This window comes from Streptomyces sp. PA03-6a, from assembly GCF_033792765.1.
Lineage (GTDB): Bacteria > Actinomycetota > Actinomycetes > Streptomycetales > Streptomycetaceae > Actinacidiphila.
On the sequence record NZ_JARAVK010000315.1, the window covers coordinates 1 to 8842 of the forward strand.

The window sequence follows — 8842 nt, forward strand, 5'->3', positions numbered from 1 at the left end:
CTTCCTCCACACCTACAACCACCATCGCTGCCACACCGCACTCGGAGGCAAGCCCCCAATCAGCCGCGTCAACAACGCTGCGGGTCAATACACCTAGGCGGGGTCGAGCGGTTCCCACGGGGGCGTGCCGCGGTAGGCGCGGCCGACCATCGTGACCCAGCGGTGGACCGCGTCCTCGTTGGGGGCGAAGGGGCCGGGGCGGAAGTGCGGGGAGGCCAGGCCGCGCTGCACCGACTCGCAGGCGGCCCAGTCCTGCCGGTTCGTGCGGTCCCAGAACTCCACGGCGTACGAGGCGTCGGCCACGCCCTCGGGTATGTACCAGGTGCAGGTGACCCGGGTGAGGTCCGGGGCTTCCGGGACGAGCAGATGGGTCATCACGTAGTCGGGGTGCAGGGAGAGCAGCAGGTTCGGGAAGAGGCCGAGGTACAGCACGCGGCGCCGGTCCGTGCCGTCGATGAAGGTCCCCCGGGACCGGCCGGTCAGGGACATCGTCTCCGCGCCGTCCCGCAGGTCCATCGCGCCGCCCACCCATGCGCCGGGCAGGTCGTAGTTGTCGCCGCTGGTCGGCGGGGACACGGCGCACAGCTCGGGGTGGATCAGCGGGCAGTGGTAGCACTCGTGGTAGTTCTCGGCGATCACCTTCCAGTTCGCGCGGACCGTGTACGCGTGCCGCTCGGCGGCCTTCAGTTCCGCGGGGGCGTACGGGTCGACCAGCGGGCCCATCCCGCCGAGGTGCTCGGCGAACGGGACCGCGTCGCCGGTCGCGTTGGCCATGACCCAGCCGTGCCATTCGACGGCGGGCAGTTCGGCCAGCCCGTGGTCCCGGCGCTCGAAGGAGGGCACGTCCTGGAAGCCGGGCGCCCTGCGCAACGCGCCGTCCAGGCCGTACGCCCAGGCGTGGTAGGGGCACGGGACGATCTCCCGGGTGCCCGTGCCGCCCTCGGGCAGGAGTTCGTGGGCGCGGTGCCGGCAGGTGTTGGCGAACGCGCGGACGGCGCCGCCGTCCCCGGAGCGCGTGAGCAGGACCGGGACGTCGCCCACGACCAGGGCGCGCTGCGTGACGGCGGTCCCGTCCGGCCTCGTGAACAGCTCGTCGACGCGGCCGAGGCAGCACCAGGTGCCGGCGAACAGGCGCCGCCGCTCCCAGTCGAGGACGGCGGCCGAGGTGTACGCCTCGCCGGGCAGCATCGTCGACGTTCCGAACGGCCGCAGCGACCGGTCCAGTTAACCGGGCGGGACGGGGGCCTCGGGGAAGACGGGACGTGCCATCGCACACCTCCGGACGCGGCTACCTGGACGGGCGGGCATGGTATCCCGGCCCCGGGCGGCCGGGTCAGATCCAGGTGTTCAGCCACATCCGGGCGTGCCAGTCGTCGTACGGGATCGTCTGACCGGTGTAGATCGGGAAGAAGTAGATGAAGTTCCAGACGATCAGCAGGACGAGGACGCCCGCGGCCACCGCCCCGTAGGTGCGGCGGCGTTCGCCGGCGCCGGGCCGGCCGAGGAGCGCGCCGAGCGTCATGGCGAGGGCCAGGCAGAGGTAGGGGAGGAAGACGACGGCGTAGAAGGAGAAGATGGTGCGGTTCTGGTAGTGGAACCACGGGAGGTAGCCCGCGGCGACCGCGCACAGGAGGGCGCCGGCGCGCCAGTCACGGCGCAGCGCCCAGCGGTAGAGCAGGTAGACGAGGGCGAAGCAGGCCGCCCACCACAGCAGCGGCGTGCCGAGGGCGAGGATCTCCCGCGAGCAGTTGGCGGCGCCGCAGCCGTCCTGCCCCTGCTTGGGGGACTCGTAGAAGAAGGACACCGGACGGCCCAGCACCAGCCAGCTCCACGGGTTGGACTGGTACGGGTGCGGGTCCTCCAGGCCGACGTTGAACTGGTAGACCCCGTACTCGTAGTGCCACAGGCTGCGCAGCGGCGCCGGGATCCACGACCACGTGCCGCCGCGCCCGTCGGCCCAGTCCCGGCCGTAGCCGTCGTCGCTGAGGAACCAGCCGGTCCAGGTCACCAGGTACGTGACCAGGGCGACCGGGACGAGGGACAGGAAGGACCAGCCGAGATCGCGGCGGAGCACGGCGCGGCGGGGGCGGCGGGCCCCGGCCAGACGGCGGGCGCCGACGTCCCAGAGCACGGTCATCAGCAGGAAGAACGCCAGGTAGTACAGGCCGTTCCACTTGACGGCGGAGGCCAGGCCCAGGAGCGCGCCGGCCGCGAGCCGCCAGGGACGCGGGCCGGTTCCCGCGCGGGCGCCGGTGACCGCGTCGGGCCCGGCGAAGCCGTCGGGCCCCACCGGGAGGGCCGCCGCGAGCCGGGCCCGCGCGCGGTCGCGGTCGATCAGCAGGCAGCCGAACGCCGCCAGCACGAAGAACATGACGACCACGTCGAGGAGGGCGACCCGGCTCATCACGAAGTGCAGCCCGTCCACCGCCATCAGGCCGCCCGCGAGGCAGCCCAGTGCCGTGGAGCGCAGCAGCCGGCGGCCGATGCGGCACAGCATCAGCACCGACAGCGTGCCGAGCACGGCCGCCATGAAGCGCCAGCCGAGCGGGTTCAGGCCGAACATCCACTCGCCGAGGGCGATCACCCACTTGCCCATCGGCGGGTGTGCCATGAAGTGGCCGGTCTCGGAGAGCGGGATGACCTGGGGGTCCCCCAGGATCTGCGGGTCGGAGACCTTGCGGTCGGGCCAGGTGCCCTCGTAGCCGAGCCGGAGCAGGGACCAGGAGTCCTTGGCGTAGAACGTCTCGTCGAAGACGATGGCGCGGGGGCTGCCGAGGTCCACGAAGCGCAGCACGCCGGCGAGGACGGCGACCAGGACGGGGCCGAGCCAGCCCATGGCCCGTGCGGCGCGGTGCGCCCGCGCCGGACCCAGGCCCAGGGCCTGCCAGGTCCGGGTGCCCGGTTCGGGGAAGGGCGGGACCAGCCGCTCGCGCGTGTCGGTCCGGGGGCGTGGGCTGTGGCCGAACCGGCGCAGTCGCAGCGGCCAGTCGGCGGCGGTCGCCGCCCGGGGGCCGCCGGCGGCGTCTTCGGTGCTGTCCGGCGTAGCGGTGTCCGTCGTCACCCGGCCATCCTAGGGACGTTGTCGGATCGTCATACTGGCCCCCGTGTTCGAGGAGATGCTGGTGCCGGTCTCGCACGACCCGGCGGTGGAGTTGTTCGTCGCCCGGGCCGGCCGTCCGTCCGGCCCGCCGCTGCTGGTGGTGCACGGCGGACCCGACTGGGACCACACGTACCTGCGCCGGCCGCTCGACCGGCTTGCCGGGCACCGCCGGATCGTCCTCCCGGACCTGCGCGGCTGCGGGCGCTCCACGCGCGGGCTCGCCGACGCCCACTACACGCCGGACGCGGCCACCGCCGACCTCGTGCGGCTGCTGGACGCCCTGGGGATCGGGCGGACGGACGTCCTCGGCTTCTCGTACGGAGGGCTGATCGCGCAGCGCCTCGCCCTGGCCTCGCCCGGGCGTGTACGACGCCTGGTGATCGCGTCGAGCAGTGTCCTGCCGGTGCCGCCGGACGCCTTCGACGGCTGGCGGGAGCGCGAGGAACGGCTGGCGGCGGAGGCCGCGGTGTGGTCCGACCCCTCGTTGTCCGGAGCGGCCCTCACGCGTGCGGCCGCCGTGGCCTCCGCGCGGGCGAACGTGTGGCGGGAGGAGGCCCTGCCGGGTTACCTCGACGTCCTGCGCGGCGTCCGCTTCACCGCGGAATGGCTGCGCCCCTGGCAGGCCGGGACACTGCCGGGGCCGCGCCGCCCGGGCGACCCCGGGCGGCTCGCGGCGCTCGGCGTGCCCGTGCTGCTGCTGCACGGACGGCAGGACATGACCTTCCCGGTCGGCCTGGTCGCACCCACGCTGCGGCTCCTCCCGTCCGCGCGGGCCGCGGTGATCGAGGAGGCGGGGCACATGGCCCACGTCGACCAGCCCGACGCCTGGCTGGAGGCCCTGGAGGACTTCCTCCCGCACGACTGACCACGGCCGCGCCCGCGGAGCGACCCGGCTCAGACGACCGGTGCCCGGTGCAGATCCAGCGGAAGGATCCCCGCGTCGTCGAAGCGCCGCTCCAGTGCCTCGGTGCCGTGCTCGCGGCGGAAGGCGATCTCGGACGCGGTCACCGGCAGCAGCCACAGCAGACGGGCGTGGCCGCCCGGCAGCCGGCACACCTCCAGATCGGGGCCGTGCAGGTACGGGAGGCTGACCAGGATGTGGTCGCAGGCCGAACCGGGGACCCAGGGCCCGCCGAGCGGCAGGCTGTGGCCCACGTCGAGCGGATGCGGCCGGGGACCGCGGTGGTAGTGGGCGATCAGGTCGGCGAAGCGGGGGTCGCGGGCCGGGGCGGTCAGGACGAACTCGAGGCGGTGGCCGTCGCGGTCGGCCCGTGACCCGCGACCGGCCGTGACGTAGGTCCAGTAGTCGCCGCGGGGGCCCGGGCCCACCTCGAGGACCCGCAGCCCGGGGACCGTGCCGCGCCGTCCGTCGCCCAGGTCGTGGTCGGCCGTGCCCACCGGGTGGCCCGCGAAGAACGTCCGCACGTGCCGGTCGAGCGCCTCCTGCGCCGGGTCCGCCCCGCTCGTCGTCATGGCGGGGATCATGCCAGGTGCCCGGCGCCCGCCCCCGTCCCACCCCGTGGGGCGCGAGGGGCCCGCCGCACGCCCTGCCGCGCACCGGTGCGCGCCGTGTGGCGCGGGCTCCGCGACGTGCGCACCGGTGCCAGGCCACGGCGGTGGGGCGGAAGTGACACCGCTGACGGGCGGAGCCGCCGTGGTCGTCCTCCCGGGTCCGCCGACGCGCGCCAATGCCGACGCCTCGCGCGTCCGTTGCGGTAACGACGGGTGACGGGAGGCCGAAGCGCACCCGCCGGGCGCCCGCACGTCTAGGCTGGTGCTGCGCGCTCACGCGCCCCCGGACACCGCTGCATTGGAGATCCCGCCATGGCCGCTGACCGCCTCGACCTGCCGCCGGTGAGGCTGCTGCCCGAGGAGGAGCTGGCGCGGCTCGCACTCGCCGTACCGCTCCTCGACCGCGCGGTACGACTGGCACGCTGGTGCGCGCCGCACGTGACCGTGGACGCGATGGGGGAGCTGACCGCCGAGGACGTCCCGGGCGCGGTCCGCGAGCTGGGCCTGGAGGAGCAGCCGGACGGCCCGGCGGAGACGACCCAGGCCTGGGGCGTGGCCGTGGACGCGGGCCTCGTGGACCTGGACATCGCGGACACCGCGGACGAGGACGAGGAGGGCGGCGCCCCGAGCGTGGCGCTGGACGAGCCCGCGGGGCGCGCCGTGCCCGGCGAGGCGCTGACGCGGCTGGACGCGGGCGAGCCCCGCGAGGTGCTGGAGCTGTGGCTCGCCGCACTGGACACGGCGCTGGCCGAGGCCGCGACCCCCGACCTTGACGGCCTGATGGAGGAACTGGGCCCGGACGGGGAGGTCGACCTGAGCACCCTGGACTGGGACCCGGAGGAGGAGGCCGAGTTCCTCGACGGCGCGCTCGCCAACCTCTACCTCTTCACCGTCATGGAGGACTCCGGCGGCGACGCCAAGGACGCCGTGCCGCTGCCGGTCCTGGCCGCCTCCCTCGTCGTCCCCGAGGACGTGGAGGAGCCGAGCGACGCCCTGCTGGAGGACGTCACCGAGGTGATGATGCGCCTCGACGAGCACTTCCGGCTGCTCACGACCACCGGGCTGCTGGAGTACCAGCCGCTGGACGAGGCGCTGATCGAGGAGGCCGAGTCCGAGGACGCCGGTCCCGCCGAGGGGACGGTGGCCTTCCCGCAGGAGATCGGGCCCGATGAGGTCTCCCGGTACGGCCTGGTGCGGCTGACCCCGCTCGGCGTGTACGGCGTGCGGTCCCGGATGGTCGAGGCCGGCCTGCACGCCCCGGTCGCCGGCGACCTGGCCGGGGAGCCCGCCGCCGCCCTCCTGGAGGCGCTGTTCCGGTACCCGGACCAGATCGCCCGCCGGGAGGCCGACGCGTGGCTCGGCAACCGCAAGCCGTACGACGCGGCCCGTGAGCTGCTGGAGGCGGCGCGCGGCGAGGACCGCAACGCGCCCGGCCGCCGGCTGGTCGCCCAGCAGACCCTGAGCCTGCTCGGCGACGAGGCCGAGCCGGCCCTGCGCGAGGTCCTGGCCGACCGCCAGCTCGGCGGACTGGCCCGGGTCTGGCTGACCGAACGCGAGGCGGCGGACGTCCCGGCGCCCGACGAGGACATGATCTTCTGGCTCACGGTCGACACCATCGCCGCCCAGCTCGACGCCGACGACGACCCCGAGTTGCTGAGCGAGCTGGTCACCGACCTCGTCGCCCGGCACGACGGGTTCTTCACCGCGGCCTGGCGGGTGGACCACCCGGCGACCGCCGACGTCCTGGAGGCCATGGGCCGCATCCATCCCGACAAGCGGCTGGCCAAGGAGGCGCGCAAGGCCGCGTTCAAGGCCCGTTCGGCGGGACCCGCGGCGCCCTGAGCCGCCTGCCGCGGCGCGGGACGGGGTGCGGAACGGGGCGCGGAGGAGGCCCGAACGCCTCAGGGAATGGGCGTCGGAATGTCCCGCTCAGTTCAACTTCCGTTCGCCACGGGGCGGGAGCGTGACTGCGGCAGAGCAGTGACCTCGTGGCCCCAGGAGACAACGATGCCGCTCACCCGTAGAGACTTCGCCAAGCGCACGGCGATCACCGGCGCCGGAGTCGCGCTGGCCGGAACCGTCGACGTCCTCGCGACCGCACCGGGCGCCCTCGCCGCCGAGGCCCCGGCGACCGCCGCGGAGGCCGGGGCGTCCCGGCACCACGGCCAGCTGGGGTACGGCGAGCTGATCAAGGACCCCAAGGGCATCCTGGCCCTGCCCAAGGGCTTCTCGTACCGCGTCATCACCCGGACCGGCGTCACCAAGCTGGAGTCGGGCGAGTCGACCCCCTCCAACCACGACGGCACCGCGACCTTCGAGGGGCTGCGCGGCGCCACGCTGCTCGCCAACAACCACGAGCTGGCCGGCGCCCGCGCCGACTGGCCGCACCCGGTCCCGCTGACCGAGGGCCTGGTCTACGACTCCGGCGCGGCCGGCGGCGTGACCATCGTCGAGGTCGCCCAGCACGGCGGCCACGTCGTGGAGTGGGTCGGCGTGGCCGGCACCGTCACCAACTGCGCGGGCGGCCGCACCCCCTGGGGCACCTGGCTGACCTGCGAGGAGACCGAGGACAAGGCCGGCAAGAACGGCTTCCTGAAGGACCACGGCTACGTCTTCGAGGTCGACCCGTACGACCGCAAGGCCAACCGCGACCCCAAGCCGATCAAGGCCCTGGGCCGCTACGCGCACGAGGCGGTCGTCGTCGACCCCAAGCGCGGCCACCTCTTCCTCACCGAGGACGCCTCCAACCCCAACGGCCTGTTCTTCCGCTGGACCCCGCCGGCCGGCTTCCACCACGGCCGCGGCAAGCTGCGCGCCCTCAAGGCCGACGCGGGTGTGCTGCAGGCCTTCAAGTGCTTCGACTCCGGCGGCAAGTTCGTCGACGACCTGTCCCGCGCCACGAAGATCGGCACGGTCTACGGCGTGGACTGGGTGGACGTCCCGGACCGCGACGCCGCCACCACCTCCGTCCGCAAGCAGTTCGCGGCCGGCGAGGTCACCCGGGCCCGCAAGCTGGAGGGCATGTGGTGGGGCGACGGCGGCGTGTACGTCGTCTCCTCCTACGCCCGCGAGGAGAGCCCGGGCGCGTCCCACGACGGTGCCGTGTGGTTCTACGACCCCAAGCGCCGCACCCTGACCCTCAAGGTCCTCCTGGGCGTCAACCCCGACCCGTCGGTCGACGGCGCCTTCGACGGCCCGGACAACATCACCGTCTCGCCCTACGGCGGCCTGGTCATCGCCGAGGACGGCGAGGGCCAGCAGCACCTGTTCGGCGCGCTCGGCGACGGCCGCACCTACCCGATCGCCCGCAACGAGCTGAACATCGGCACCGCGCAGGAGCCGGAGTACAGCGAGTTCACCGGTGTGACCTTCTCGCCCGACGGCAGGACGCTGTTCGCCAACATCCAGGTGCCGGGCATCATGCTGGCCATCACCGGACCGTGGCGCCGCCAGGGCCACGGCGGCGCCTGCTGAGCTGCGACCGCACCACCCGCGCCCGGTGGTCCGTGCCCCGCACGGACCACCGGGCGCACCCGCGTCGCTCAGAGCGCCTGCGCGGCGGGCTTGACCATGCCCTTCACGGTGCGGGAGTCGACGAAGTCGCCCAGCGCCGTCATCTCCCACTCGCCGGAGAACTGGCGGACGAACTTCGCCATCATCACGCCCGTGCGGGGCTCGGCGCCGGTGAGGTCGAAGCGCACCAGCTCCTCGCCCGTCGTGCCGTCCAGCAGGCGGCAGTAGGCCTTGGCCACCTGGTTGAACTTCTGGCCGGAGAAGGAGTTCACCGTGAAGACCAGCCCGGTGACCTCGGGCGGCAGCCCGCCGAGGTGGACGGTGATGACCTCGTCGTCGCCCGCGCCCTCGCCGGTGAGGTTGTCGCCGGAGTGCTGGATCGCCCCGCCCAGGATGGTGAGCCGGCCGAAGTAGCAGGACTCGATGTGGTTGCGCTGCGGCCCGTACGCGATGACCGAGGCGTCCAGGTCGATGTCCTTGCCGCGGTAGGCGGGCTCCCAGCCGAGGCCCATGCGGACCGAGGTCATCAGCGGCTTGCCGCCCTTGACCAGGGAGACCGTCTGGTTCTTCTGGAGGTTGACCCGGCCCTTGTCCAGGTTGATCTTGCCGGTGCCGGCCGGCGGGGCGGGGGGGCCCGCCCGCCACCGGCAAGAGACAACCCTGTCTCTTTAACCAATTTCCTGCCCCCTGAACACTTTCCAAAAACCTTAATGTGGT

The 8842-nt window shown here is 73.8% G+C and carries 6 protein-coding genes and 1 pseudogene; 3 read left to right on the top strand and 4 right to left on the bottom strand.

Translation table 11 applies throughout. The annotated features are described in order from the left end of the window. Positions 1-93 precede the first annotated feature (93 nt). Both PV350_RS41100 and PV350_RS41105 read right to left on the bottom strand, forming a co-directional pair. Positions 94-1188 (bottom strand): aromatic ring-hydroxylating oxygenase subunit alpha, encoded by a 1095-nt coding sequence (locus PV350_RS41100; RefSeq protein WP_500338503.1) that lies wholly within the window; start codon positions 1186-1188, stop codon positions 94-96. 145 nt (positions 1189-1333) lie between these two features. Then, positions 1334-3061 carry a dolichyl-phosphate-mannose--protein mannosyltransferase gene (locus PV350_RS41105; protein ID WP_500338505.1) on the bottom strand — a complete coding sequence of 576 codons (1728 nt, stop codon included), beginning with the start codon at positions 3059-3061 and terminating at the stop codon, positions 1334-1336. A gap of 43 nt (positions 3062-3104) precedes the next feature. On the opposite strand from PV350_RS41105, the gene PV350_RS41110 reads away from it, so the two are divergent. Further along, the gene (locus tag PV350_RS41110; protein WP_500338506.1) at positions 3105-3965 is read left to right on the top strand and encodes an alpha/beta fold hydrolase; all 861 of its coding nucleotides are present in this window, start codon (positions 3105-3107) and stop codon (positions 3963-3965) included. Between the two features lie 29 nt (positions 3966-3994). Here PV350_RS41110 and PV350_RS41115 read toward each other — a convergent pair whose 3' ends face one another. Continuing rightward, a complete protein-coding gene (locus PV350_RS41115) occupies positions 3995-4573 on the bottom strand; it encodes a suppressor of fused domain protein (protein ID WP_500338508.1) in 579 nt (192 codons plus the stop codon). Positions 4574-4924: 351 nt separating this feature from the next. Between PV350_RS41115 and PV350_RS41120 the strand changes: the two genes are divergently transcribed. After that, a complete protein-coding gene (locus PV350_RS41120) occupies positions 4925-6454 on the top strand; it encodes a hypothetical protein (RefSeq protein WP_499511196.1) in 1530 nt (509 codons plus the stop codon). Positions 6455-6619: 165 nt separating this feature from the next. Next, the gene (locus PV350_RS41125; protein WP_499511195.1) at positions 6620-8086 is read left to right on the top strand and encodes an alkaline phosphatase PhoX; all 1467 of its coding nucleotides are present in this window, start codon (positions 6620-6622) and stop codon (positions 8084-8086) included. Positions 8087-8154: 68 nt separating this feature from the next. On the opposite strand, the pseudogene PV350_RS41130 reads toward PV350_RS41125, so the two are convergent. Then, positions 8155-8763, bottom strand: a pseudogene (locus tag PV350_RS41130) (TerD family protein); the annotation flags it as partial. Between the last annotated feature and the right edge of the window lie 79 nt (positions 8764-8842).

Coding starts and splice junctions, on each gene's coding strand:
- PV350_RS41125 (WP_499511195.1), top strand. CDS start 6,620: ATGCCGCTCACCCGTAGAGACTTCGCCAAGCGCACGGCGATCACCGGC.
- PV350_RS41115 (WP_500338508.1), bottom strand. CDS start 4,573: ATGACGACGAGCGGGGCGGACCCGGCGCAGGAGGCGCTCGACCGGCAC.
- PV350_RS41120 (WP_499511196.1), top strand. CDS start 4,925: ATGGCCGCTGACCGCCTCGACCTGCCGCCGGTGAGGCTGCTGCCCGAG.
- PV350_RS41100 (WP_500338503.1), bottom strand. CDS start 1,188: ATGCTGCCCGGCGAGGCGTACACCTCGGCCGCCGTCCTCGACTGGGAG.